This window comes from Phaeobacter sp. CECT 5382 (assembly GCF_001457775.1).
Lineage (GTDB): Bacteria > Pseudomonadota > Alphaproteobacteria > Rhodobacterales > Rhodobacteraceae > Pseudophaeobacter.
Genome location: NZ_CYSG01000002.1, coordinates 158,833 through 182,618 on the forward strand (window position 1 = coordinate 158,833; position 23,786 = coordinate 182,618).

General features: G+C 58.1%; 21 protein-coding genes and 1 pseudogene. 11 read left to right on the forward strand and 11 right to left on the reverse strand.

Translation table 11 applies throughout. The features are described from left to right. The first annotated feature begins 94 nt into the window (after nucleotides 1-94). The 3 genes and pseudogenes from PH5382_RS02710 to PH5382_RS02720 form a co-directional block, all read left to right on the forward strand. A complete protein-coding gene (locus tag PH5382_RS02710; RefSeq protein WP_058332813.1) occupies nucleotides 95-1,201 on the forward strand; it encodes an extracellular solute-binding protein in 1,107 nt (368 codons plus the stop codon). An 88-nt stretch (nucleotides 1,202-1,289) separates the two neighbouring features. Next, the gene (locus tag PH5382_RS02715; RefSeq protein WP_058332814.1) at nucleotides 1,290-2,561 is read left to right on the forward strand and encodes an ABC transporter permease; all 1,272 of its coding nucleotides are present in this window, start codon (nucleotides 1,290-1,292) and stop codon (nucleotides 2,559-2,561) included. A gap of 15 nt (nucleotides 2,562-2,576) precedes the next feature. After that, a pseudogene (locus PH5382_RS02720) lies at nucleotides 2,577-3,422 on the forward strand (ABC transporter permease); the annotation flags it as partial. Nucleotides 3,423-3,517: 95 nt separating this feature from the next. Here the strand turns inward: PH5382_RS02720 and PH5382_RS02725 are convergent. After that, nucleotides 3,518-4,201: a helix-turn-helix transcriptional regulator gene (locus PH5382_RS02725; protein WP_058333004.1), complete on the reverse strand. Its 684-nt coding sequence runs from the start codon at nucleotides 4,199-4,201 to the stop codon at nucleotides 3,518-3,520. Between the two features lie 83 nt (nucleotides 4,202-4,284). Between PH5382_RS02725 and PH5382_RS02730 the strand changes: the two genes are divergently transcribed. Continuing rightward, nucleotides 4,285-4,986 (forward strand): glutathione S-transferase family protein, encoded by a 702-nt coding sequence (locus PH5382_RS02730; protein WP_058332816.1) that lies wholly within the window; start codon nucleotides 4,285-4,287, stop codon nucleotides 4,984-4,986. A 76-nt stretch (nucleotides 4,987-5,062) separates the two neighbouring features. On the opposite strand, the gene rnr is transcribed toward PH5382_RS02730, so the two are convergent. The 4 genes from rnr to dapE are packed head-to-tail and all read right to left on the reverse strand — an operon-like array spanning nucleotide 5,063 to nucleotide 9,545. Further along, entirely contained in the window at nucleotides 5,063-7,348 is a 2,286-nt protein-coding gene (rnr, locus tag PH5382_RS02735; RefSeq protein ID WP_058332817.1) for a ribonuclease R, read from the reverse strand. Nucleotides 7,349-7,405: 57 nt separating this feature from the next. Further along, nucleotides 7,406-7,981, reverse strand: a complete 576-nt coding sequence (locus tag PH5382_RS02740) for a TIGR04282 family arsenosugar biosynthesis glycosyltransferase (RefSeq protein WP_058332818.1) — start codon at nucleotides 7,979-7,981, stop codon at nucleotides 7,406-7,408. Next, nucleotides 7,978-8,403 (reverse strand): GNAT family N-acetyltransferase, encoded by a 426-nt coding sequence (locus PH5382_RS02745; protein ID WP_058332819.1) that lies wholly within the window; start codon nucleotides 8,401-8,403, stop codon nucleotides 7,978-7,980. The genes PH5382_RS02740 and PH5382_RS02745 overlap by 4 nt, the downstream gene beginning before the upstream one ends. Then, on the reverse strand, nucleotides 8,400-9,545 hold the full coding sequence (gene dapE / locus PH5382_RS02750) for a succinyl-diaminopimelate desuccinylase (protein WP_058332820.1): 1,146 nt from the start codon (nucleotides 9,543-9,545) through the stop codon (nucleotides 8,400-8,402). The genes PH5382_RS02745 and dapE overlap by 4 nt, the downstream gene beginning before the upstream one ends. Before the next feature lie 381 nt (nucleotides 9,546-9,926). Here dapE and PH5382_RS02755 point away from each other — a divergent pair, with 381 nt between their 5' ends. The 3 genes from PH5382_RS02755 to PH5382_RS02765 are packed head-to-tail and all read left to right on the forward strand — an operon-like array spanning nucleotide 9,927 to nucleotide 13,727. Further along, nucleotides 9,927-11,495: a Hint domain-containing protein gene (locus PH5382_RS02755; RefSeq protein ID WP_058332821.1), complete on the forward strand. Its 1,569-nt coding sequence runs from the start codon at nucleotides 9,927-9,929 to the stop codon at nucleotides 11,493-11,495. Nucleotides 11,496-11,499: 4 nt separating this feature from the next. Next, entirely contained in the window at nucleotides 11,500-12,594 is a 1,095-nt protein-coding gene (locus PH5382_RS02760) for a Hint domain-containing protein (protein ID WP_058332822.1), read from the forward strand. A 53-nt stretch (nucleotides 12,595-12,647) separates the two neighbouring features. Then, nucleotides 12,648-13,727, forward strand: a complete 1,080-nt coding sequence (locus tag PH5382_RS02765; protein ID WP_058332823.1) for a transporter substrate-binding domain-containing protein — start codon at nucleotides 12,648-12,650, stop codon at nucleotides 13,725-13,727. Between the two features lie 113 nt (nucleotides 13,728-13,840). Here the strand turns inward: PH5382_RS02765 and PH5382_RS02770 are convergent, their stop codons facing one another. Next, nucleotides 13,841-14,188, reverse strand: a complete 348-nt coding sequence (locus PH5382_RS02770) for a hypothetical protein (RefSeq protein ID WP_058332824.1) — start codon at nucleotides 14,186-14,188, stop codon at nucleotides 13,841-13,843. A gap of 236 nt (nucleotides 14,189-14,424) precedes the next feature. On the opposite strand from PH5382_RS02770, the gene PH5382_RS02775 reads away from it, so the two are divergent. After that, a complete protein-coding gene (locus PH5382_RS02775) occupies nucleotides 14,425-16,017 on the forward strand; it encodes a choice-of-anchor L domain-containing protein (RefSeq protein ID WP_058332825.1) in 1,593 nt (530 codons plus the stop codon). Nucleotides 16,018-16,137: 120 nt separating this feature from the next. Beyond that, entirely contained in the window at nucleotides 16,138-16,716 is a 579-nt protein-coding gene (locus PH5382_RS02780; RefSeq protein ID WP_058332826.1) for a HutD/Ves family protein, read from the forward strand. A gap of 61 nt (nucleotides 16,717-16,777) precedes the next feature. Here the strand turns inward: PH5382_RS02780 and dapD are convergent, their stop codons facing one another. The 3 genes from dapD to PH5382_RS02795 form a co-directional block, all read right to left on the reverse strand. Continuing rightward, entirely contained in the window at nucleotides 16,778-17,605 is an 828-nt protein-coding gene (gene dapD / locus PH5382_RS02785) for a 2,3,4,5-tetrahydropyridine-2,6-dicarboxylate N-succinyltransferase (RefSeq protein WP_058332827.1), read from the reverse strand. Between the two features lie 125 nt (nucleotides 17,606-17,730). Next, nucleotides 17,731-18,330 (reverse strand): GntR family transcriptional regulator, encoded by a 600-nt coding sequence (locus tag PH5382_RS02790; RefSeq protein ID WP_082645554.1) that lies wholly within the window; start codon nucleotides 18,328-18,330, stop codon nucleotides 17,731-17,733. 38 nt (nucleotides 18,331-18,368) lie between these two features. After that, complete coding sequence (locus PH5382_RS02795) at nucleotides 18,369-19,289, reverse strand: threonine/serine dehydratase (RefSeq protein ID WP_058332829.1); 921 nt, start codon at nucleotides 19,287-19,289, stop codon at nucleotides 18,369-18,371. Between the two features lie 185 nt (nucleotides 19,290-19,474). Between PH5382_RS02795 and PH5382_RS02800 the strand changes: the two genes are divergently transcribed. Then, nucleotides 19,475-20,323 (forward strand): LOG family protein, encoded by an 849-nt coding sequence (locus PH5382_RS02800; RefSeq protein WP_058332830.1) that lies wholly within the window; start codon nucleotides 19,475-19,477, stop codon nucleotides 20,321-20,323. 57 nt (nucleotides 20,324-20,380) lie between these two features. Here PH5382_RS02800 and PH5382_RS02805 read toward each other — a convergent pair whose 3' ends face one another. Beyond that, nucleotides 20,381-20,602, reverse strand: coding sequence for a hypothetical protein (locus tag PH5382_RS02805; protein ID WP_058332831.1), 222 nt, complete (start codon nucleotides 20,600-20,602; stop codon nucleotides 20,381-20,383). A 415-nt stretch (nucleotides 20,603-21,017) separates the two neighbouring features. Here PH5382_RS02805 and PH5382_RS02810 point away from each other — a divergent pair, with 415 nt between their 5' ends. Beyond that, nucleotides 21,018-22,331: a reprolysin-like metallopeptidase gene (locus PH5382_RS02810; protein WP_058332832.1), complete on the forward strand. Its 1,314-nt coding sequence runs from the start codon at nucleotides 21,018-21,020 to the stop codon at nucleotides 22,329-22,331. A gap of 99 nt (nucleotides 22,332-22,430) precedes the next feature. Here PH5382_RS02810 and rlmN read toward each other — a convergent pair whose 3' ends face one another. Beyond that, the gene (gene rlmN / locus PH5382_RS02815) at nucleotides 22,431-23,618 is read right to left on the reverse strand and encodes a dual-specificity RNA methyltransferase RlmN (protein ID WP_058332833.1); all 1,188 of its coding nucleotides are present in this window, start codon (nucleotides 23,616-23,618) and stop codon (nucleotides 22,431-22,433) included. Nucleotides 23,619-23,786 lie beyond the last annotated feature (168 nt).

Genomic DNA, 23,786 nt, shown 5'->3' on the forward strand with positions numbered 1-23,786 from the left:
GGCCCGGTCATTTGATCTGGGCGCGCTCAACCCCCGGCACTGATGACCGGGGGAGCAAAGTGAACAAAAGAATTTCAACAAGGAGAGATATCTCATGAAGATGACAAAACTGTCAGCACTGGCGATGACCACAGCGCTTATTGCGCCTGCGGCCTTTGCCGAAGACATGGCAAACGAACTGACCCTGGTTTCCTGGGGCGGCTCCTATCAAGCCAGCCAGACCAAAGCCTACACTGAGCCCTATATGGCGGCAAACCCAGGCGTCAAAATCATCTGGGACGAAAGCTCGGCCGAAGCGGTTGCAAAACTGCGCGCCATGAACGAAGCCGGCAACGTGACCTGGGATCTGGTTGACGCGGTTGCCTCCGACTCCATGCGCCTGTGCGACGAAGGCCTGGCCGAAGAGCTGGACCACGACGCTGATCTGGCCGCGGCTCCCGATGGCACCCCTGCTTCCGAAGACTTTGGCGACCTGCTGGTTTCTGACTGCTTCGTGCCACAGATCGTTTACTCGACCACATTTGGCTACCGCACCGACCTGGTTGGCGCAGAAGCACCAACCACCGTCTGCGACGTGTTTGATCTGGCGAAATTCCCAGGCAAACGTGCGCTTCAAAAGCGCCCAATCGATAACATGGAGTGGGCTCTGTATTGCGACGGCGTTGCCAAGGACGACATCTATGACGTTCTGGGCACCGACGAAGGTGTTGCACGTGGTCTGGCCAAACTCGACACCATCAAAGACAGCGTTGTCTGGTGGTCTGCTGGCGCAGAAACACCTCAGCTGCTCGCCGATGGCGAAGTTGTGATGGGTTCGACCTTCAACGGACGTCTGTTCTCGGCCATTGCCGAGCAGAACCAGCCGATTGGCATGCTCTGGGACATGCAGTCCTTTGACCTGGATGGCAGGATCGTTCCTGCCGGCTTGCCTGCGGACCGTAAAGCCCGCGTCATGCACTTCCTGAAGTTCGCAACTGACACCCAGCGTCTGGCTGATCAGGCTGCCTATATCTCTTATGGTCCTGCACGTGCCTCTTCGGCACCGCTGGTTGGTAAGCACGCTGAGCTGGGCATCGACATGGCGCCTCACATGCCAACCGATCCTGCAAACGCCGGTAACGTGCACACCTATGACTACGAATGGTGGGCAGACAACCGCGACGATCTGGATGCGAAATTCCAGGCGTGGCTGGTCAAGTAATCTGACCTCGTTGTGAGAACGGGAAAGGGCCCACCCGCGATGCTGGGCCCTTTCTCCACCAACAAAAGACCCGACGGGGACCCCCACCATGAGTGATACCACCCAAAACGGCCCAGTGCTGGCCGCTGATGGCACGCCTCTGAAGCGTAGCCTCGCAAAGGCACTGCGGATGCAGAAAATCCGGGCCTTGATGCTGATTGCACCACTGCTCCTGTTTATCCTTGTGACCTTCATCCTGCCAGTTGGCGACATGCTGTTCCGGTCGGTGGACAACCGTATCGTTCAGGAGGTGCTGCCTACAACGGTTAGCGCACTTGAAACTTGGGATCCCGCGTCATCGGAGCTGCCTGGCGAAGCGGTCTTTGCCGCGCTGGCAGTCGACATGAAGGCTGCCGCCGAGGCCAAGGTCCACACAAAAGTAGCTAAACGCCTGAACTACGAAAACCCCGGCCTTTCTTCGGTGTTTCGTAAATCGGGTCGTAAGATCAAAAAATGGGATGTCGAAAACGAAGGTCCCTACAAAGAACGCCTGATCGAACTGAATGATGGCTGGGCCGATATCGAACTTTGGCGCACCCTCAAGACCTATTCCGGCAAGCGTACCATGGGCTATTTCCTGAATGCCGTGGACATGAAGCTGGGTGCAGAGGGTGTCACGGTGCGCCCCGAGGATGAGCGCATTTACAACACGATGCTGATCCGAACCATGCGTATGTCGCTGATCATCACGTTCAGCTGTATTATGCTTGGCTATCCGGTGGCTTGGCTGCTGGCCAACCTGTCGACGCGCTCAGCCAATATGTTGATGATCCTGGTTCTTCTGCCGTTCTGGACGTCACTGCTGGTCCGAACATCTTCGTGGAAAATCCTCCTGCAGCAACAGGGCGTGATCAACGATGTACTGGTCTGGATAGGCATCGTTGGCGATGACAACCGACTGGTCCTGATCAACAACGAGCTGGGTACGATCATTGCAATGACCCATATCCTGCTGCCCTTTATGATCCTGCCGATGTATTCGGTGATGCAGACGATCCAGCCGACCTATCTGCGCGCGGCCAAATCACTGGGCGCGACCAACTGGACAGCCTTCTGGCGGGTCTACTTCCCGCAGTCGGTTCCGGGTATTGGCGCGGGGTCGATCCTCGTCTTCATCCTGGCGGTTGGCTACTACATCACACCTGCCCTGGTGGGCGGTACCAAGGGGACATTCATCTCCAACCTGATCGCCTATCATATCTCGACATCGGGTAACTGGGGTCTGGGTGCGGCACTGGGTGCAATCCTTCTCGCAGTGGTGCTGGTGCTCTACTGGGTCTATGACAAGATTGTCGGCATCGACAACGTGAAGCTGGGGTAACCGACAATGAGTGCACTTCCTCCATATGCGACAACGGGCCAACGGGTTTGGTTCTACTCCTTCCGGGTGATCTGTGGGTTGATCTTCTTCTTCCTGATCGCGCCGATTGTAGTGATCATCCCTTTGAGCTTTAATGCGCAGGATTTCTTCACCTTCACGCCAGAGATGCTGCGGCTAGATCCCGAAGGCTTCTCGTTGAAGCACTATCGAGACTTCTTCAACAACGACTCCTGGCAGAGCTCGATGTGGAACTCACTGAAGATTGCCCCGATGGCGACGATTGTCTCTGTGACTTTCGGGACCTTGGCTGCGATTGGCCTCAGTCAGCCACATGTGCCCTTCCGTCGGGCGATCATGGCGATCCTGATTTCACCAATGATCGTTCCGCTGATCATCTCGGCGGCCGGTATGTATTTCTTCTACAGCCGGATTGGCCTGCAGGGGACGTATTTTGGTGTGGTTCTGGCCCACGCGGCCCTGGGTATTCCTTTTGTGATCATCACCGTGACGGCAACGCTTGTGGGCTTTGATCGCTCACTGACCCGCGCGGCGGCCAATATGGGCGCTGATCCTGTCACCACCTTCTTCCGCATCCAGATGCCTCTGATCCTGCCTGGCGTGATCTCTGGCGGCCTGTTTGCCTTCATCACGTCGTTTGATGAAGTTGTGGTGGTGCTGTTTGTGGGTTCGGCTGGCCAGAAGACGCTGCCCTGGCAGATGTTCATTGGTTTGCGTGAACAGATCTCCCCGACCATTCTGGCGGTGGCAACGCTTCTGGTTGCGATTTCGATCATGCTGCTGGCAACCGTTGAGATGCTGCGTCGTCGCTCTGAACGCCTGCGCGGTATGAGCCCGAGCTAAGGCTAAGGCTGACCACAAACAGTTCCCAATGATTGAGAGGCCTCGGAATTTCCGAGGCCTCTTTTTGTGTCTGCCGATCTATTTAGTCAGGGTGTTTAGTGCCCGGAAATATGGGCGAGGGCTTCGCGTAGGAGCGGCACTCTGTTGGGACGAAAACTTGTGTCAGTGACTTCCAGCTCCGTCATTCTATCAAGCCGAAAGACCCTGAAATCCGCCCGTGTCAGACACCAGGCGACCAGCACATTTGACTGTTCAAAGTAGACGACACCAAGGGGTTTGGCCTGTCTGTTGGTTGTCGCACCTTTGGCGTCAACATAGGCAAAACGCACCTCGACCTCATCCCAAGTGGCCTGTCTGAGCTGAGGCATTTCGATAGCGAGGATCTGTGGTCGCTCAAAACGATGAGCGCTCAACACGGCGTGCCGCAGGCGGTGTGACTGGCGTGGCGGCAGCCGTCCCTGCAGTTTGCGCAAAGCCTCTCCGGCGGCAGCGGCGAGCTGAGGGTCGCCAATCTGTTCAACCTCGCGCAGCCCCAGAACCAAGGCCTCCAATTCGGTGTCGCCAAACCCCATTGGTGGCAGGGCATTGTCTTCAATGAGGGTGAAGCCATAGCCAGCCGCACCATCGATGATGGCCCCCATCTCGCGCAAAGTCGCGATGTCGCGGTGAATGCTGCGGGCAGACACGTCAAATTCAGCCCCCAGATCGGCAGCTGTCTTGGGGCCGGTGCCCTGTCGCAGGGCCTGCATCAGTTGGAAAAGCCTGTGTGTTCTGGACATGATCAGCAAGAGCTACCACTCATGACAGAAACTGTCATTGGGCTTTTGTAGTCTGTGTAGACTTCAGAACACAGGATACTCCGATGCTGACTCTTATGACCTATCCCCGAAACGGCGCTGTTTTCAGTCTGAGCCCCTTTTGCGTCAAGGCGGCCTTGTTGCTGTCCTTTGCAAAAGTACCCTGGCAGCGCGAGGATCTGAATGATCCGCGAAAGATGCCGCACCGCAAATTGCCGGTTCTGCGCACAGCCAACCGACTGATTGCCGACAGTTCTGAAATCCGCCGCTATCTGGAAGAACAGGGAACGGATTTCGACCCCGAACTATCGGCGCGTGAAAAAGCCCAGGCCCAGGCACTGACCAGTATGGCCGAAGACTCGCTGTATTTTTACGTGGTGCGCGACAGATGGGACAATGACCAAGTCTGGCCTACTATCCGGGACAATTACTTCAGTGAGATACCCGCGCTGATCCGTCGGCCCATCACCGGTGCTATCCGTCGGTCGGTCCATCAGGGGTTGCAGTTTCAGGGGCTGGGACGGTTCAGCGACAGCGACCGGATGCAACGGCTGGACACCCAGCTTCTGGCTATTTCGAGCCTGCTTAAAGAGCATCCGTTCCTGATGGGGAATCACCTCACCAGTGCAGATCTCAGTGTTGCTGCCATGCTGCAGGCGCTGCGCTCAACAATGGTGCAGACCCCGACGGTGGATCGTATCAGCGGGGACGTGGTGTTGAGCGGCTATGTCGACCGCATTTTTCACGAGGCTGTCCCACTCCCCTAGGTCGGAACAGTCCGTGCAAGGCAGCGGTCACAAAACTACGATCTTTGCGGTTTTTACAAAATGCGGCGGGCCAATCTTAGGTCCGCCGTTTGCGTTCCACCTTGCGTTTGACCTTGGCCGCCTTGTGCTTGGATTTGCCTGCCTTACGTTTAACATTGCGCCCAGCTGGGCTGCGTCGGTTGCCACCGCGGCCTGGTCCACCACCGCCCTTGGGGAGTTGTTCGTCCTCTATCGTCAGCAGCTCCAGCTCCAGCCCGCCGGTCACTGGGGCCGCCTGTGTCAGGCGCACAGTGACCCGTTGCCCAATAGAGATCATCAACCCGGTGTCAGCCCCCATCAGGGTACCGGCCTCGGCATCGAAGTGAAAGAATTCGCGTCCAATGGTGCGCACCGGAACCAGCCCGTCTGCGCCGGTTTCGTCCATCTTCACAAAGGCCCCGAACCGGGCGATGCCGCTGATGCGACCGGAAAATTCATTGCCGACGCGTTCCGAAAGATAGGCCGCCAGATAGCGGTCCGTGGTGTCGCGTTCTGCGATCATCGACCGGCGTTCTGTATCCGAGATATGCGTGGCCGTTTCGTCCAGACCTTCGATTTCCTGCGCGGATAGGCCGTCGTCGCCCCAGCCATGGGCCGAGATCAGCGAGCGGTGCACGATCAGGTCCGCATAGCGACGGATGGGCGAGGTGAAATGTGCATAGTTGCGCAGGGCAAGACCAAAATGACCAAAGTTTTCAGGCGAGTAATAGGCCTGCTGCATGGACCGCAGAGTGGAGATATTGATCAGCTCAGCGTCATCGGTTCCTGCAGCGCCATTCAACAGCGCATTGAGGTGCCGGGTCTGCAGGACTTGGCCTTTGGCCAGCGGAAAGCCAGCTGCCATGGCGGTTTCGCGCAGGGATTCGAGTTTCTCCGGCGCGGGTTCTTCGTGCACACGAAACAGCAGCGGTGAGCGTTTCTTGATCAGGGTTTCAGCCGCGGCGACATTGGCCAGGATCATGAACTCTTCAATCAGACGATGCGCATCCAGCCGGTCACGGAAGGCCACGGAGGTGACTTCGCCAGTGTCGCTGAGGATAATCTTGCGTTCCGGCAGGTCCAGATCCAGCGGCTCACGCACAGCGCGCGCTTTCTTGAGGGCCTCATAGGCGGCATAAAGCGGTTTGATGACCGGCTCGACAAAGCTTTCGGTACGCTCTGTCACGCGCCCTTCCATGGCATCCTGTACTTCGACGTAGTTGAGCGAGGCAGCCGAGCGCATCAACCCGCGCACAAAGCGATGGCTGATCTTGTTGCCAGTTGCGTCAACCTGCATGCGCACCGCCAGACAGGCGCGGGCAACGCCCTCGTGCAGCGAGCAAAGATCACCCGACAAGCGATCTGGCAGCATCGGGACCACGCGGTCCGGAAAATAGGAGGAGTTGCCGCGTTTGCGGGCCTCACGGTCCAGCGCGCTGCCGGTTTTCACATAGGCGGCGACATCGGCAATAGCGACCCAGACGATATGGCCGCCGGGGTTTTTGGGGTCTGTGTCGGCTTCGGCGTAGCAGGCATCATCGTGGTCGCGGGCATCCGCCGGATCAATGGTGATCAAAGGCAACTCGCGCAGGTCTTCGCGCCCGGACAGGCCCATGGGTTTGGCGGCATCGGCTTCGGCTACGACCTTGTCGGGGAATTCATCTGGGATGCCATGCTGGTGTATGGCGATCAGTGACACGGCTTTGGGCGCCGAAGGATCGCCCAGACGAGTGATGATACGGGCGCGGGGCAGACCCATGCGGCCTTTGGGTCCGGCCTGTTCGGCTTCGACCAGTTCCCCATCGCGAGCACCCTGCATGGCGTCATCCATGACGATCCACTCGTTGGATGATGACTTTTCAATTGGCACGATGCGACCGCCTTCGGTGCCCTTGCGGAAAATGCCGATGACGCGTTTGGGATTGATCCCGATGCGGCGGATCAGGCGGGCCTCGTAATGGTGGGCGCCGCCCTCGACTTTGCTGAGCCGGGCCAGAATGCGATCCCCCTGACCCAGGGCCGGACCGGAGGCGCTGGTCACCATCAGAACGATGGGCTCCACCCCTTCGCCGTGCCACTCCAGCGGCTGGGCGTAAAGATCGCCATTGTCATCTGGCGCCTTGACCAGCAGCACCGTCACCGGCGGCAGTTGGTCGGGGTCGCGATAGGTCTTGTTGCGTTTCTGCAGATGACCCTCAGCCTCCAGCTCCTTGAGCATGCGCTTGAGATCGATGCGGTCAGCCCCCTTGATGCCAAAAGCTTTGGCAATGTCACGTTTCGAGGTCTGGGTCGGGTGGGCGCTGATCCAATCGAGAATCTCTGCCTTTGAGGGAATACGGGTCATATACCCCGCCTAGCATGGCAGCGACGAGAGGTCATTGCGAAAAACACCGAGATCCGGTCAGAGCTTTTTCAGATCGGCTCCGGTATCCACGTCTTGCAATGTGTCAGTCAAAGCGACGCGATGATCTGGTAACCCGTGCAAGGTATCGGCTAGGGCGTGTTCGCTGGACCAGCGGACATCTTCGAATACCGCAGTCGGCAGACGTTTGGGATGTTTAGCGCCGACCAGCCAGTAGCCACCATCCAGTGCTGGGCCAAACACCGCGTCATGATTGCCTAGGGCGGCAAAGGCGCGGGCGATATGGGCGCGGGTGATGCCGGGGATATCGGCCCCGATCAGGCAGGCGGGGCGGTGCTGGACCGATTTCAGCATGCGTAGCATCCGTTGCCCCAGATCGCCGCCGCCCTGTGCCAGTCGTGGCAGATCAGCGGGCCAGACGCGCGAGGTTAGTGCCCGATCCGGGGCCACCGCCAACAGGATTTGCCAGCGCGGATCGCGCAGGCGATGGATCAGGCGCTTGCTTTGCTGGCGAAACCACCAGGTGGCTGGGATCTGGCCAATGTCGCGCCCCAATCGGGTTTTGACACGGCCCGGGCGGGGCTCTTTGATCAAGATGATCAGAACCGGCTTCATTGCAGGTTCAGCACCATGTCGCGATGGTCGATACCGGCATCGTCGTAGACAGGGCCAAAGGCTTGAAAGCCGAGTTTTTCGTAAAAGCCAATGGCATGGAGCTGTGATCCTAGTTTGGCCCTGGTGATGCCGGGTGTTTCGCGTGCGATGGAAACAGCGGCCTCGATCAAATCAGCCCCTAGCCCGGTGCCACGGGCAGGTTTCAGCACGCAGACGCGGCCAATTTTGGCGGTATCATCAAGAAAGACGATACGTGCCGCACCAACTGGCTGTTCTGCATCGGTTGCCAAAAGATGGGTGGCCTGCGCGTCCAGCGCATCGCGTTCCTCGGCAAGTGGCACGCCCTGTTCCAGCACAAAAACCTCATGGCGCAGGGCAAAGCAGGCGTCATGATCCTGCGTGACAGTGATCATTCGGTTCATGCGAAATAGTCTTTCAGGATGCGGACATAGATCGATTTAAGCTGGTGGATTTGCGCAACTGGCACGTTTTCATCAACCTGATGCATGGTCTTGCCGACCAACCCGAATTCCACCACGGGGCAATGGTTTTTGACAAACCGCGCGTCCGAGGTGCCGCCGGTGGTCGACAGCTCGGGCTTTAGGCCGGTTTCAGCCTCTACTGCGGTTGAGACTAGATCCGAAAGCGCGCCGGGTGGGGTGATGAAGCTTTCGCCAGAGATTTTGATTTTCATCTCAATGCCAACGCTGAACTCCTCGACCACCTTGTCGACCTCTGCCTGCAGCCAACCCGACAGGCTGGCACCAGTATGGCTGTCGTTGAAGCGAATGTTCACCGTGGCGCGTGACTGGGCCGGAATCACATTGGTTGCCGGATTGCCGGTATCGATGGTGACCACGGCCAAAGTGGAGGCATCAAAATGGGCGGTGCCCTGATCCAGCTCGTGGCTCGCCAGGCGGTCCATCAGCCGTGCCATGGCGTTCAGCGGATTGTTGGCGCGATGCGGATAGGCAGAATGCCCCTGTTTGCCGGTCACGGTAAACCAGGCAGTCATGGATCCGCGCCGCCCGATCTTGATCATCTCGCCCATGGTATTGGGGCAGGTGGGCTCTCCAACCAGACAGACGTCCATTTTTTCGCCGCTTTGATCCATGTAGTCCAGCAGGGCGGTGGTGCCATCAACAGCATCGCCTTCTTCGTCGCCTGTAATGGTCAGAATGACAGCGCCGTCGGGTGGTGTTTCGGTGACGAAATCAATCGCGGCGGCGGCAAAGGCGGCAACGCCGGACTTCATATCCGTGGCGCCGCGCCCATACATGATTCCGTCTTTCACTTCGGCGCCAAAGGGCGGCATGGTCCAGGCGACCTCGTCCCCTAATGGGACCACATCGGTATGACCGTTGAAACCAAAGCTGCGGGCATGGCCCTTGTCACCCCAACGGGCAAAGAGATTACAGATGCCGTTGCGATCCACGCGAGTGCAGCTGAACCCCGCCTTGCTCAGCAGGCTGTCCAGCAATTGCAGCGCGCCGCCCTCTGCCGGGGTGACTGACGGGCAGCGGATAAGATCGGCGGTCAGGCGGGCGGGATCGATAGGGGACATAAAAGCTCCGGTTTTGCGTGCTGCTCTTGGGTTCTGTGACAGCACCTTTGCTGTGTGATCGCTACTGACTTAACGGCCTTTGCAGGCTGACGCAAACTTCTGTCGGGGGGTGTTTCAACCTGCTGCCTTGTGGCGGAAATGCTGCGCAGAGCGCAGCTGCTAACTTCACAGATGACTCTGGGCAAAATCTCATGTTAAGAAATTATTAATAAATAAGACCAGAGGCAGGTCACCCAACGAGCAGAACCACCAAAGCGTGGATTTTGTCATGTATAAAAAGGACCGCAAAGGTCCAGGCGGCGCATTCGGTTTTCCGGGGGCGTGGCTTTGCGGGTGAGCCGTCTCTCCAATTGAGGCCAATTGAGGATTGGGGCGAGGCAAATGGCGACAGGTTCAGAGCTGGGTTATGATACCGGTGCATCCGCAACCGAGATGGCGCAGGAAATCTTTGGAGATGGGGTCACGGTGGTTGGCGCCAGCTACAATGGTGACAGCCGGTCGTCCGCGATCTATTCGGACGGGGACAATACCTCGCCTGGGACGACACCCGGAGATACCGGCGTCATTCTGTCAACCGGCCGGGCAACGCGCTATACCAATTCCAGTGGCGACCCCAACCGCAGCACCGGCACCACGACCAACACTTCGGGGCAGAACAACAACTCCGATTTCAACGAGGCCGCCGGTGCCCGGACCTATGATGCTTCCTTTCTGGATGTGAGCTTCATTCCCGATAGCGACGTTCTGACGATGCAGTTCACCTTCGCTTCGGAGGAGTTCCCGGAATACCAGAATTCGGTCTATCAGGATGTGGTCTCGGTCTGGGTAAACGGATCTCTTGTCGAGATGGAGGTCGGCGGTGCCGCCAATCCGGGCAATATCAGCGCCTCGTTGAACGAGAACCTTTATGTCGACAACGCTGGGGACGACTACAATACCGAAATGGACGGCTTTACTGTCACCATGACGCTGACCATGTATGTCAATCCCGGTGAGGTGAACGATATCCGCATCGGGATCGCGGATGTCGGCGACAGCAGCTACGACAGTAACGTGCTGATCGCCGGGGATTCGGTGCAGACCGATCTGGTTGCGATGACGGACAGCGCCCGGGTGGCTCCGGATGGCAGCAAGACCATCGATGTGCTGGCCAATGATGTGAACACCTCGGGCGGGGTGATGACCATCACCCATGTCAACGGCGTTGCCGTCAGCGCCGGTTCGGTGGTGACGCTGAATACCGGCCAGCAGATTCAGGTGAACGGCGATGGCACGCTGACGCTGAATGGTGATGGCGATGTCGAGGATTTCAACTTTACCTATTCGGTGTCCAACGGGACCAACACCGACACCGGATTTGTCAACGCCAGCTCCATTCCCTGTTTCGTTGCAGGTACCTTGATTGAAACCCCCACTGGCGAAGTCCCGGTCGAGGCGCTGATGCCCGGAGATCTGGTGCTGACGCGCGATGACGGGCCACAGCCGCTGCGCTGGATTGGGGCGCGTACTGTGGTGGCTCAGGGCGATTTTGCTCCGATTCTGATTCACGCGGGCAGCTATGGCAGTCACCGCGATCTGATGGTGTCGCCGCAACATCGCATTTTGCTGCGCGATGCCTATGCCGAGCTGCTGTTCGGTGAGGGCGAAGTGCTGGTGGCGGCTAAGGATCTGGTCAACGACACGTCGGTCCAGCGCCATCCTGGCGGCGATGTCACCTATGTGCATCTGCTGTTTGATCGCCATCAGGTGATCTATTCCGAAGGCCTCGCGACCGAAAGTTTCCTGCCCGGCCCGCAGACGACTCATCTGTTTGAACAACCTGTCATGCAGGAGATCTGCGCCTTGTTCCCGGAACTCGACCCGGAAACCGGGCTCGGCTATGGCCCGGCGGCGCGCCCCAGTCTCAAGGCCTTTGAGGGGCAGCTTCTGGCCGCCGTTCAGGCTGCTTGACCAGATGGGCTGGCTGGCCATTGTTGATCCCGGACAAGATGGGGGCAGAAAACCGGATCTGCGCGAGCTCGAGGCGGCTCAAATGCAGGCCGGTGGCGGCGATGCGCTGTTGCTGTGCGGGACTTTGGTGGTCGAGATGTCGATCCCCGATAGTGCCCGCCCGGAACCTTTGCTGTTGTTTGCCCAGGATGGTGACTGGCCGCTGCAACTGGGGCTTCAATCGGTGCCCGGCGGCGGCATAAATCTGGTGCTGGCACAGTCCGAAGCACTGTCCCATGCCACGCTGAACGCAACAGGGCAGGGTCGCACCGGGCAGCTGCGGCTGACCTATGTCTGGGACTGTCGGGCAGGCCGTTCGCTAGTCACACTGGAACAAGCGGACACGGACCGGGTCCAGATCACCGAATTTCAAACCGCGCGCCCCTGGAGATATCAGGATCTGCGCATGCTGCTGGCGCCGGGCCCTCTGCGGGTTCTGTCGCCGTCGGTGTCTTATCTTGCTCTGTCCGATCAGGCTGAACCTGTTGGTCTGGTGCCGGGTTTTGATCCTGACACACCCGTTGCAACGCCACAGGGCTATCGTCACATCAAAGACTTGCAGCGGGGCGATCTGGTGATCAGCGAGGAGGGCAATCTGCTGCCGGTCCTGCATGTGCTGCATCGAGAGGTCCCGGCCCGGGGGCTGTTTCGCCCGGTGCGGCTACGCGCGCCTTTCTTTGATTTGCAGCAGGATATCCAAGTGGCTGCTTCGCAGCGTCTGGTTCTGCGCGGCAGCGAGGTGGAATACATGTTTGGCAAACCCGCAGTTCTGGTCCCGGCCCGCCACCTGCTGGGGACTTCGGTGGCGCTGCCGGGCAAGGAGGTGGACCGCCGTGCCAGCTACACGCAGGTCGTCTTGCCGGAACATGCGCCGCTTATGGTGGCCGGTGCGGCCCTGGAAAGCCTCTATCTGGGCAGCCTGCGCCGTGACCCTATACGGCTGCGTGCCAGCCAGTTGGCGACAGCCGAGCGCGGCCTGCTGCCAGAGCATGGCGCACCGCGTTATCCGGCCCTGGGTGCTTTTGACGCCGCAGTTCTTGCGGAACGCCGGGTCGCCTGAGGTGATCACACTTGCGTGCGCATCTTGAACCTCCTAAGACGGATGCTGAAATCATGTATTTGGGCCTGAGCATACCGGTGCGAATTCTTCAGCTCTCACTCTCGATTCTCTACCTCTTTTGGGGGGCTGCGCTTGCGGCTGAGACGCTGACGGTCAACACGGTGACACGCCCACCATTTTCAATGATTGAAAACGGCAAGGAGAGCGGTTTTTCCCTCGACCTGCTGGGCGAGATTGCCCGACGTCTGGATTGGTCGCTTGAAATCAACCGCACCGATAGCTTTGCAGCGATGCTGGATGGGGTGCGTCTGGGCGAGGCCGATCTGGCGGCTGCCAATATCTCGATCACCGCATCGCGCGAGGCTGCGATGGATTTCAGCCAACCGGTTTTCGAGAGCGGTCTGCAGATCATGGTGCAGGCAGATGATATCCGTGAACCCTCGCTGCTGCGCGCCATCATGTCCTGGGATTTGGCAGCAGCCATTGGCTTGGCTTTTTTGCTTTTGCTGGTCGGTGGCATGTTCATGTGGACACTTGAACGGCGCGCACAGCCGTATTTTGATCGCCCGTTGAAAGAGGCCTGGTTTCCCTCCTTCTGGTGGGCGCTGAATCTGGTGGTCAATGGCGGCTTTGAGGAACGGGTGCCGCGCACACCGATCGGTCGGATGTTTGGCGTGGTTCTGGTGCTCTCGTCGCTCTTTATTGTTTCGATTTTCGTGGCCAAGATTACCGCCGTAATGACGGTCGAAGCCATCAGCGGATCGGTCAGTTCGGTGAATGATCTCTATGGCAGGCGCACTGGCACCATCGAAGGCTCAACCGCGGCCGGTTTTTTGCAGCGCCGGGATATCGACTACTACGGATATCATGACCTGGACGAAATGCTTGCCGCATTTGAAGCTGGGAGCATACGGGCCGTTGTTTTTGACGCACCGGTGTTGAACTATTATGTGCAACATGGTGGTCAGACATACGGGCGCACCATCGGGTCGATCTTTTTGCGTGAATACTACGGCTTTGTCTTTCCCGAGGATTCACCCCGGGTTGAAATGCTCAACCGGACCCTGCTGGAGCTGCAGGAAGACGGAACCTACGAGGAAATATACCGCACCTGGTTTGGTCGCCTGAACTGAGCACTGACGTGCGCGCCGACCTGTGAGGTGACGCAAGGCGCTTAACCGGGAGCGGATCCCTCAAAGCGCCCGCTCCCTCTGCCATCAAAGAATGGCCAGATGAATCTCGGCCTTTAGTGAATAGTTGGTTCTTCGCCGTCAAAGAACGGGGTCATCTGCGCGACGATCACGGAGTTCTCCTCCAGTGCACGCTGCATCAGACCACGCTCTTCGTCACCAATTTCATGACCTTCTTCTTCGCGTTCCTGCAGGGTGCCATAGCCGGTGACATCCAGCGGGGCGGTGTCAGCCTGCTTGAGGATCGCAACGGTCTCGCGCACCGCTTCGGCCTCATCCACACCGGAGGCATAGATCATCAGCGCCGCACCTGTGGCGCCCTCGGGCAGGCCATCGCCATCCTTGCGTCCGATCTGGACCAAAAGGGTGTAGACCTGCTGGCGGGATATCTTCTTTTTTTCCATATCGTGCCCATAGCGCTGTGGCCGCTATGGGGTCAATCGAATTTGAGGTCGATTTGGGCTGGATTAACCCAGTTGCAGACATCATTTTGACGTCATTATCTTTCAATACTACGCTCGGCCTGTTGAAGTCTCAGCGCGCGCCAGCGAGATTCGTTAACATGATCTTGCAATTTCCGGTGGCACCATAGGGTGTGGCCGCCCAAATGTTTTGAATGATCCTTTGCGAGGAAACCCCGATGCCTACCGCCTCTGAACTCCCAATTGATACCTCTGCAACCGCAGATCAAATGGCTGAGGCCATGTTCGGCAATGGCATCCAGATCCAGAGCGCCAGCTATACCGGGGCGCAGGTTGCCTCGGGGATCTATACCAATGGTGATACGGTTGCGCCTGGTGTGACCCCATCCGACACTGGCGTCATCCTGTCGACCGGTCAGGCGCAGAGCATCACCAATAGCAGCGGTGATGTGAATGTCTCGAACAGTACCAGCACCAATCTGGGCACCAGTGGAGATGTCGATCTCAGTGCGATCTCGGGCGGGCAGACCTTTGACGCCGCCGTTTTTGAGGCCGAGTTCATTCCGGACGGCTCGACCCTGACGATGCAGTTTACCTTCTCCTCCGAAGAATACCTGGAATATGTCAATCAGGGCTTCAATGATGCGGTTGGGGTTTGGGTCAATGGCGTCAAGGCAGAGCTAACCGTTGGTGATGGTGATATCTCCATCGACAACATCAACACCGGATCAAACGAAAATCTCTACGTAGACAATGCGCGTAGCGACGACACCTATAATACCGAAATGGACGGTTTTACCGTCACTCTGACCCTGACCGCGCCGGTCAATCCAGGGGTGGTGAACTCGATCAAGATCGGCATCGCGGATTCCGGTGACAGCTCCCTCGATTCCAACCTGTTGATTGCGGGTGATTCCATTCAGACCGCTCTGGTGGCCGAAGATGACGAATTGACGGTCACCGAAGGTACTAGCGACACCCTTGATGTGCTTGCCAATGACAGCCACGGTGCCGGCACTACCCTGACAATTACCCATATCAACAACCAACCGGTTGTTGCGGGATCAACCGTGATATTGGCCAGCGGCGAAGAAATCACTCTGAACGCGGATGGCACCATGACCATCGCAGGTCAGGATGATGTCGACACCGATGAGGAATCGACCTTCTCCTATACCGTGGAAGATGATGCCGGAAATACCGACACTGCTTTTGTCGAGGTCACCACAGTTCCCTGCTTTGTGGCCGGGACATTGATCGACACAGGGGAAGGCCCAGTCGCGGTTGAGGACCTAGAGGTCGGCGCGATGGTGCAGACCCGTGATCACGGCGCGCAACCACTGCGCTGGATCGGCTCCAGCCTGCGCCGGGCCGAAGGAGCAGAGGCGCCGGTGCATTTTGCAGCTGACGCACTTGGCACCCATGCCGATCTGGAACTGTCGCCGTGTCACCGTGTCTTGCTGACCAATGAGTGGGCCGAGGTGCTGTTTGGCGCCAACGAGGTGCTGGTCAAGGCCCGGGATCTGGTCAACGGGCACAGCATTCGCCGCCGCGAAGATGGTGCCGAGGTGCGTTATTTCCATCTGCTGTTTGATCAGCACGAAATCATCCGTGGCAATGGCCTGGAAAGTGAAAGCTACCATCCCGGGGCGGAAACGCTGGATAGTTTTGATGCCGAAACCCGTGCAGAACTGCTCGAGTTGATGGGGGGGGATCCATCCCAGTATGGTGCCAGCGTCCGCCGGTCGTTGAAACCTTTTGAGGCACGTGCGTTGCTTACTGGGGTGACTTTGCAAGGTGCTGCGCTGTAATCCCCGACTGCGGATAAAACGATCCGGTTGCCTTTACAGTGATAGCCCCTTTTTGACGGGGGCTTCGCCAGCCTTGAGATCCGGCTGAAACCCATTCATTCATGTCTGCACAAAACAGATATGGAGTTTCGGATGCGGTTTTCTTTGGCGGATATCCCGCAGCAGGCCTGGAAAAATGGCGGCGGCTCCACGCAGGAGTTGGCCATGAAGACAGACGCACAGGGTGCGATGCTCTGGCGGGTCAGTCTGGCTGAAATTTCCAGCGATGGGGCTTTTTCCACGTTTCCTGGGTTTGCGTGCATTCACTGTATCGTTTCCGGCGCTGGGCTGACCCTGTCGGGTGCGAAACGGCTGGAAGGCAAACCTTTGCAGCCGCTTCACTTTGACGGCGGGCTGGAGCTCTTTGCTCGGCTGAATGGCGGGGCCAGTACAGCCTTCAATCTGATTTATGATCCAACCGCTGTCAGTGCCGAAATGCAGATCTGGACTGCAGGATCTCATGTCGTTCCACAGGGCTGCATTTTGCTTTTCGTGCTCTCTGGCTCAGCGATTCTGCAAACTGAGGGCCGAACAGAGCAACTAGAGGCGGGGCAAGGTTTTCACGGCGAAGCGGAGGCCAGGGTCACCCTATCAGATGGGGGACAAATGGTTCTTTTGACGCTGGACCCTTTGCTAGCAGACATCGACGGGGCTGAATGATAAACGCGCGCCCCTCAAGCAGAGAAGCGCGCGCGATAGCTTTCAGCAATGCGGGGTGCGCTTAGTCGCGCAGCAGCTCGTTGATGCCGGTCTTGGAGCGGGTCTGCGCATCAACGCGTTTGACGATCACCGCACAATACAGGCTGACGTTGTTCTTTGAGGGCATGGAGCCCGAAACAACAACCGAATAGGGCGGTACTTCGCCATACATGACTTCGCCGGTTTCACGGTCGACGATCTTGGTGGACTTGCCGATATAGACGCCCATGCCCAGAACCGAACCTTCACGTACGATGCAGCCTTCGACCACCTCGGAGCGCGCGCCGATAAAGCAGTTGTCTTCGATGATGGTCGGGCCGGCCTGCATGGGCTCCAGCACGCCGCCGATGCCAACGCCGCCTGAAAGGTGCACGTTTTTGCCGATCTGCGCACAGGAACCGACGGTGGCCCAGGTATCAACCATGGTGCCTTCGTCGACATAGGCGCCGAGGTTCACAAAAGAGGGCATCAGCACAACGCCAGGGGCGACATAGGCGCTTTTGCGTACGATGCAGTTTGGCACGGCGCGGAAACCGGCCTCTTTCCAGTCTGCTTCGCCCCAGCCCATGAATTTGCTGTCGACCTTGTCCCACCAGCTGGAGCCTTGCGGGCCACCGGACTGCATTTCCATATCCTTGATACGGAACCCCAGCAGAACGGCCTTTTTGGCCCACTGGTTCACGTGCCAATCGCCGCTGTTCATTTTTTCTGCAACGCGCAGGCTGCCAGAATCGAGCGCCTGCAGGGTGGCTTCGATGGCATCGCGCTGTTCACCTTTGGTGGCGGGGGTGATGCTGTCACGGGCCTCCCAGGCGGCTTCGATCGCGGTTTCCAGCTGTGCGTTGGACATGGGGTGTACTCCGGCGTGATAAATTAGGATTCGCAGCTTTCTAACGGCAATCTGCGCGCAGGTCATGCCCGGATTGCGGCCAAAATGACGCCCCACCCGTCGTTTTGCATGTCGTTATGCCGATCCTAGCGAACCCGGCGCAGGTGGCGGCGCAGAATTTCGCAGGCTGCCGCGGCATCGCGGCGGGTCATGGCCTGCACAATTGCGGCGTGATCCTGGTCGATCCGGGGGCGCCACTGGTGCTGCCAATTGGCAAACAGATGCCGTGCCGAGGCAATGTGGAGGTCGTCAATGGCAGCCAGCAGGCGCGGCATGTCGCAAGGCGTCAGGATAACCCGATGAAACGCGCGGTTGAGCTGTTCCCACTGGACCATATCTTGCGCCTCGTCGCAGGCAATCCGAGCCTCTTCGGCTGCTTTCAGATGCGCAGGTTCATACCGGGCAAAAGCATGGGTGAGCGCCAGAACCTCAAGCGAGACCCGCATTTCGATCACTTCGCGGATTTCGGCCGGGTCCAGCGCGCTGACGCGAGTGCCGCGCCTGGGTTCGGAAATCGCCAGCCCATGCGCCTCTAGCCGCAGCAAGGCTTCGCGTACGGGCACATGGCTGGTGTCGAATTCGCGGGCAATATGATCCTGGCGCAGCTTTTCACCGGCCTGCAAGGTGCCGGCAACGATCTGCTCGCTCAGGGCTCGGTAGATGCTATCTGCAATGGTTACGCTCATATCAGGTCGATAGGGGGCGGCTGCCATTGGCGCAAGTGTCAGGCCAGCGGGTCGGGGGCGATATTGCCGCCGCATAGCAGAACGGCCACTTTTTCGCCCGGTGCCGGGCGATATGCGCCCGACATCAGGGCCGCAAGGGCAGTAGCGCCGGCGGGTTCAACCAGCAGGCGGCGTTCGCGCCAGAGCGCTGTCTGGGCGGCGGTGATGGCAGCATCTGTGACGGTGACCGATGCCACATCCTGCTGGCGGGCCAAATCAAAACATATCGAGCCGATACGCCGTGCACCCAGCGCATTGGCGGCAACGCCGGAAACCTCGACATCCACTGGGGCGTCTGCTTTCAGGGCGGCATGTAGCGCACAGGAGGTTTCCGGCTCTACCGCGACGACCTTGCGACTGCCGCCGAACCAGGCCAATGCCCCCGCGACGAGACCGCCGCCTCCGACGGCAATGATCACTGTGTCGGCCGCGAGCCCCTGATCTTGCCATTCGGCGAAGCAGCTGCCCTGCCCGGCAACGGTGCCCGGGGCATCATAGGCATGCACCTGCATCGCGCCGGTCTCACGCTCATAGGTCTGGGCCTGTTCCAGGGCATTGGCATAGGCACCGGGCACTACCTGAAGATCGGCCCCTGCATCACGGATCAAGGCGATTTTGGCAGGGCCTGCCATTTCAGGCACATAGATTCGCGCCTTGTGGCCTAGGCAATGTGCGGCATAGGCCACCGCTGCGCCATGATTGCCGCCTGAGGCTGCAACCAGACCGGCGGTGGGAACATCCTGGCTCAGCAAGGTGTTGAAAGCCCCGCGGGCCTTGAAGCTGCCGGTGTGTTGCAGCTGTTCCAGCTTCATCTCGATAGGATAGCTGAGGCCAAAACCCCGACTTTGCATCACCGGAGTGCGTTGCACATGGTCTGATGTGCGCGCAGTAGCAGCTTTGATTTCAGTGGTCCAATCCATGTGTCGCGCGCCCCTGGTGTTGTAGCGGGTTGTAGCGGCCAAACATGGTCGATTGGCGCGGATGGCACAAGTGCCTTCGAGGTGCTTCAAAACTGTTCAAAGCATGGTCAGCGGGGCTGGTGTGTTCTGGCCTAAGCGGTCTAAGCTGAGCCTCCTGAAATACAGATAGGACTGTCAGAGACGCCATGATTGATGATCGCCACAGCCGCTTTACGGATGCTCATGCCGACAAGAGCCGCGCCGAACATGTGCCGCAGACCCCGCAATCTGCGTCTCCGGCTTATCGGCTGGCTTTTGCGGATGATGAGTTCCTTATCCGTGACGAACTCCGCCCGGTCCGGCTGCAGCTGGAGCTGCTGAAGGCAGAACTGATGCTGAACGAAAACGGGATCGACAGCACCATTGTGATGTTTGGCGGTGCCCGCATTCCGAGCCCGGCCGACAAGGACAATGCGCGGACCCAGACCCTAGCCGATCTGTCCCATTTCTATGAAGAAGCGCGCAGTTTTGCCCGTGTGATGACGGAACAATCCAAAGCCAAAGGTGGACGAGACAATGTGATTGTCACCGGCGGCGGGCCGGGCGTGATGGAGGCGGGCAATCGCGGTGCTGCGGATGCAGGCGGACATTCTGTCGGGCTCAGCATTGTGTTGCCGCATGAGCAGGCGCCCAATGGCTATGTCACACCCGAGCTGAGCTTCAACTTCCACTACTTTGCCATCCGCAAGATGCATTTCCTGATGCGCGCGGCGGCGATCTGCGTCTTTCCTGGTGGCTTTGGCACGTTGGATGAGATGTTCGAGAGTCTTACTCTGATCCAGACGGGCCGCATGCAGCGGGTGCCCTTTATCCTGTTCGGGCGTGCCTTTTGGGAAAAGATCATCAACTGGGAGGCGCTGGCCGATGCCGGCACCATTTCAGATCAGGATCTGGATCTGTTCAGATTTGTCGAGACCGCTGAAGAAGCGGCAGAAATCATCAATAACTGGTCTCCTGCACCGGCCCGCGATACCCTGCCGGGCCGCGAGCGATAGACCGCAAGAGGCATAAGGTGATGATGACGACGTCCCCTGAATAAAGGGGGCGTCAGATCACACAAATTCCGGGGGTAGGATACCAATTTCGGTGCCCTTAGGCAGGCGGGTCAGGATCTGCGCGCCTTCGACGTTTTTGATCGCATAGCCATAGCCACGCAGGCGGAACTGCCATTCACGTGGGCTCAGGGCTTTTTCACGCTCATCGCGGATCAGATCCAGAACGCTGGGCTCTACCTGGTTGATTGCTTCGGGGAGGTCGTGGGTTTGCGTTGTCATGGTCTTTCCTTTCAGATTCGCTTTATTGTCCATGAGATCGAAACTGTTGGCGCCCTGTGGCGGGATTATATCTGCTTTGAGGAAAGAATGTGGCAGCCGGGACGTGATGCGATGATTTGGGACGGGGGCTGCTCACCGCAGCTGGGGGCGAATGTTAACAAATTTATCGAGAGGTCACTTTTTGGCCATAGTCCTTTGGACCGCCTTTTCGGGTATTAATGAGCTCGAAATGGAAGGAAAATATTGTTCTAACGCCTTGTGTATAAACATATAAATTGAAAGATTCTACTGGAGCTTTGTTCTTTTTAATTGTTGGCGCTCTCGAACCAATCCGTTTCCAAAACGGGGGCGATTTTCCGTCATCAAGCCACAATCCTTTAGGAAAGTTACCGAGTGGTGATTGGAGTGGTGAAACATGGAAGTTGCAGATTATACGGCCTTGCTGGGCTATTTGGAATCAGATGCCTATCGTTGGAATGCGATTGCAGATCTCGGCACGCAAACGGTTGTGACCTATTCTTTCTATGAACCAGACACTCTGCCGATGGTCTCGGGCAGTGATGCTGGTCGGACAAGTTACTGGTCCTTCGATCAGGCGCAGCGCGAAAGCTTTCGTACAGCACTGGAGGAGTTCGAAGAGGCCGCAGGTCTGGTTTTTGTAGAGGTCGAAGGCCCAGCAATGATCAATGCCTATGGCTATGACATGTACAATTCAACTGTGGGATATGCTTATTATCCCTATGTAACTGATACTTATACCTCCTCCAGTGACCTGGCGATCGCAGCTGGTAATTTCAGTGTCGGTGGATACCAATACGACACCATCCTGCATGAAATCGGTCATGCGCTTGGGTTGGAACACCCCCATGAAGGTGAGCACGTCCTGGCCGATAGTGTCGATACCCGCGACAATACGGTGATGACCTATTCGCCGGGTCTGGGCACCGAACTGGGTGTGTTTGACCTGCAGGCGCTAGAGCATATTTACGGCAGTGCAGATGCTTTTGATGGCTGGAACATCTCTGGTGGCGGTGAAAATGCCGTGCGCATTAGGGCCACCAGCAGTGCGGATACAATCTTGGCTGCTGATGTCGACACAATCATTCTCAGCCGGGGTGGCGCAGACACGGCTCAGGGGCGGAACGGCGATGATCGGATCTTTGGCGGCGGCGGCAAGGACGTGCTGAGTGGCGGCGGCGGCAACGATTTGATCAAGGGTGGCAGAGGTGCTGATCAGCTGTTTGGAGAAGCTGGCAACGACCGAATCTTTGGTGACCGTGGTAGGGACATTCTGGATGGCGGCGACGGCAACGACAAGGTTATTGGCGGCGGCGGTAAGGATGTTCTGAAAGGTGGCGGCGGTGACGACAAGATCAAGGGCGGCAAGGGCGCAGATCAGTTGTTTGGAGGCGATGGTGACGACCGTCTGATCGGCAACCGGGGCCGTGATGTTTTGACTGGCGGTGACGGAGACGACGTGATGACCGGCGGTGGCGGCGCGGACGTTTTTGTCTTTACCACAGAGGACTACTACGACAGCAACACCATTACCGATTTCAAATCTGGTGTTGATCATATCGATGTTTCAGAAATCGGCCTGAACAATATTGGCGATTTGCAGATCACCACGACCGATAGTGGCACTACCGTAAACTACTACAGCTGGTTCGAGATTGAACTGACAGGTTTTACCGGCACGTTGACGACGGATGACATTCTGTTCAGCTAAGACCTGGTGCGAGTTGGGCAGATTGGGTACGTGCAGTGAAAAAACCTCCGACTCATATGAGGCGGAGGTTTTTTGTTTTCACAGGGCGAGGTTTGACAATCAGGATTTAACGCCAGCCTCGGCTTCGATCTGTTTGCGGCTTTTGCGCGCCCGCTCGGTTGCGGATTTGAGCTGACCACAGGCGGCCATGATGTCTTCGCCGCGCGGCTTGCGGATGGGCGAGGCATAGCCAGCATCATGGATGATATCTGAGAAAGCATGGATCCGGTTGCCAGAAGACCGTTTGTACGGTGCGCCGGGCCATTCATTGAAAGGGATCAGGTTGATCTTGGCCGGGATGCCCTCGATCAGCTTGACCAGACGATGAGCGTCTTCCTTGCTGTCGTTCACATGATCCAGCATCACATATTCAAAGGTGATTCGTTCAGAATTGGCCAAGCGTGGATAGGCACGTAGGGCCTCCAGCAGGGCTTCGATGTTCCAACGCTTGTTGATCGGCACCAGCTTGTCACGTACCTCGTCAGTGGTGGCGTGGAACGACACCGCCAGCAGGCAGCCGATCTCCTCGGCGGTGCGGGCAATTTCCGGCACCACGCCGGATGTCGACAGGGTGATGCGGCGACGGCTCAGCTGGATGCCCTCGGGATCCATTGCGATTTTCATCGCGTCGCGGACATTGTCGAAATTATACAGCGGCTCGCCCATGCCCATCAGCACGATGTTGGACAGCAGGCGCGCCTCATCCGTATTGCGTGTGCCGGGAACGGGCCATTCGTCGAGATCATCGCGGGCCATCATCACCTGACCGATGATTTCAGCCGCCGTCAGGTTGCGTACCAGTTTCTGGGTGCCTGTGTGGCAGAAAGAACAGGTCAACGTGCAGCCGACCTGACTGGAAATGCAAAGCGTGCCGCGGTTTTCTTCGGGGATATAGACCACCTCGACCTCGTGACCGCCGGCGATGCGCACCAGATACTTGCGGGTGCCATCCTCGGAGATCTGCCGGGTGATCACCTCGGGAATGGTGATCTCAAAGCTCTCTTCCAATTGGGTGCGCAGCGCTTTGGAGAGGTTGGTCATCTCAGCAAAGTCGCGTTTGCCCCATTGGTAGATCCACTGCCAGATCTGGCCGACCCGCATTTTGGCTTGCTTCTCCGGCGTGCCAATATCGATCAGCGCCTGGCGCATCTTCTCGCGGGTCATACCCACAAGGTTTGTCTTACCGCCCTCTGGCAGCTTGCGGGGCAGGGTCAGAACGTCTTGGGTGATCGGCGCGTTGGCGGTCATGGCAGCTCGACTCGAATTTTGGAGGGTGGATGCAGCTCTATATAGGAGATTGCACAAAGATCAAAAGAATTCCTCGTCAGGTTTTCCGCCAAGGGCGGCCACAGGAAGGGGTGCAGCAGTGGGAGGTAGCGGCTGATGTTGCGAAGAGGCATAGCAAAAAGCAAAACC

Excerpts from the sequence above, each read along its gene's own strand:
- PH5382_RS02710 (WP_058332813.1), top strand. The coding sequence starts at position 95 with ATGAAGATGACAAAACTGTCAGCACTGGCGATGACCACAGCGCTTATT.
- PH5382_RS02715 (WP_058332814.1), top strand. The coding sequence starts at position 1,290 with ATGAGTGATACCACCCAAAACGGCCCAGTGCTGGCCGCTGATGGCACG.
- PH5382_RS02725 (WP_058333004.1), bottom strand. The coding sequence starts at position 4,201 with ATGTCCAGAACACACAGGCTTTTCCAACTGATGCAGGCCCTGCGACAG.
- PH5382_RS02730 (WP_058332816.1), top strand. The coding sequence starts at position 4,285 with ATGCTGACTCTTATGACCTATCCCCGAAACGGCGCTGTTTTCAGTCTG.
- rnr (WP_058332817.1), bottom strand. The coding sequence starts at position 7,348 with ATGACCCGTATTCCCTCAAAGGCAGAGATTCTCGATTGGATCAGCGCC.
- PH5382_RS02740 (WP_058332818.1), bottom strand. The coding sequence starts at position 7,981 with ATGAAGCCGGTTCTGATCATCTTGATCAAAGAGCCCCGCCCGGGCCGT.
- PH5382_RS02745 (WP_058332819.1), bottom strand. The coding sequence starts at position 8,403 with ATGAACCGAATGATCACTGTCACGCAGGATCATGACGCCTGCTTTGCC.
- dapE (WP_058332820.1), bottom strand. The coding sequence starts at position 9,545 with ATGTCCCCTATCGATCCCGCCCGCCTGACCGCCGATCTTATCCGCTGC.
- PH5382_RS02755 (WP_058332821.1), top strand. The coding sequence starts at position 9,927 with ATGGCGACAGGTTCAGAGCTGGGTTATGATACCGGTGCATCCGCAACC.
- PH5382_RS02760 (WP_058332822.1), top strand. The coding sequence starts at position 11,500 with ATGGGCTGGCTGGCCATTGTTGATCCCGGACAAGATGGGGGCAGAAAA.
- PH5382_RS02765 (WP_058332823.1), top strand. The coding sequence starts at position 12,648 with ATGTATTTGGGCCTGAGCATACCGGTGCGAATTCTTCAGCTCTCACTC.
- PH5382_RS02770 (WP_058332824.1), bottom strand. The coding sequence starts at position 14,188 with ATGGAAAAAAAGAAGATATCCCGCCAGCAGGTCTACACCCTTTTGGTC.
- PH5382_RS02775 (WP_058332825.1), top strand. The coding sequence starts at position 14,425 with ATGCCTACCGCCTCTGAACTCCCAATTGATACCTCTGCAACCGCAGAT.
- PH5382_RS02780 (WP_058332826.1), top strand. The coding sequence starts at position 16,138 with ATGGAGTTTCGGATGCGGTTTTCTTTGGCGGATATCCCGCAGCAGGCC.
- dapD (WP_058332827.1), bottom strand. The coding sequence starts at position 17,605 with ATGTCCAACGCACAGCTGGAAACCGCGATCGAAGCCGCCTGGGAGGCC.
- PH5382_RS02790 (WP_082645554.1), bottom strand. The coding sequence starts at position 18,330 with ATGAGCGTAACCATTGCAGATAGCATCTACCGAGCCCTGAGCGAGCAG.
- PH5382_RS02795 (WP_058332829.1), bottom strand. The coding sequence starts at position 19,289 with ATGGATTGGACCACTGAAATCAAAGCTGCTACTGCGCGCACATCAGAC.
- PH5382_RS02800 (WP_058332830.1), top strand. The coding sequence starts at position 19,475 with ATGATTGATGATCGCCACAGCCGCTTTACGGATGCTCATGCCGACAAG.
- PH5382_RS02805 (WP_058332831.1), bottom strand. The coding sequence starts at position 20,602 with ATGACAACGCAAACCCACGACCTCCCCGAAGCAATCAACCAGGTAGAG.
- PH5382_RS02810 (WP_058332832.1), top strand. The coding sequence starts at position 21,018 with ATGGAAGTTGCAGATTATACGGCCTTGCTGGGCTATTTGGAATCAGAT.
- rlmN (WP_058332833.1), bottom strand. The coding sequence starts at position 23,618 with ATGACCGCCAACGCGCCGATCACCCAAGACGTTCTGACCCTGCCCCGC.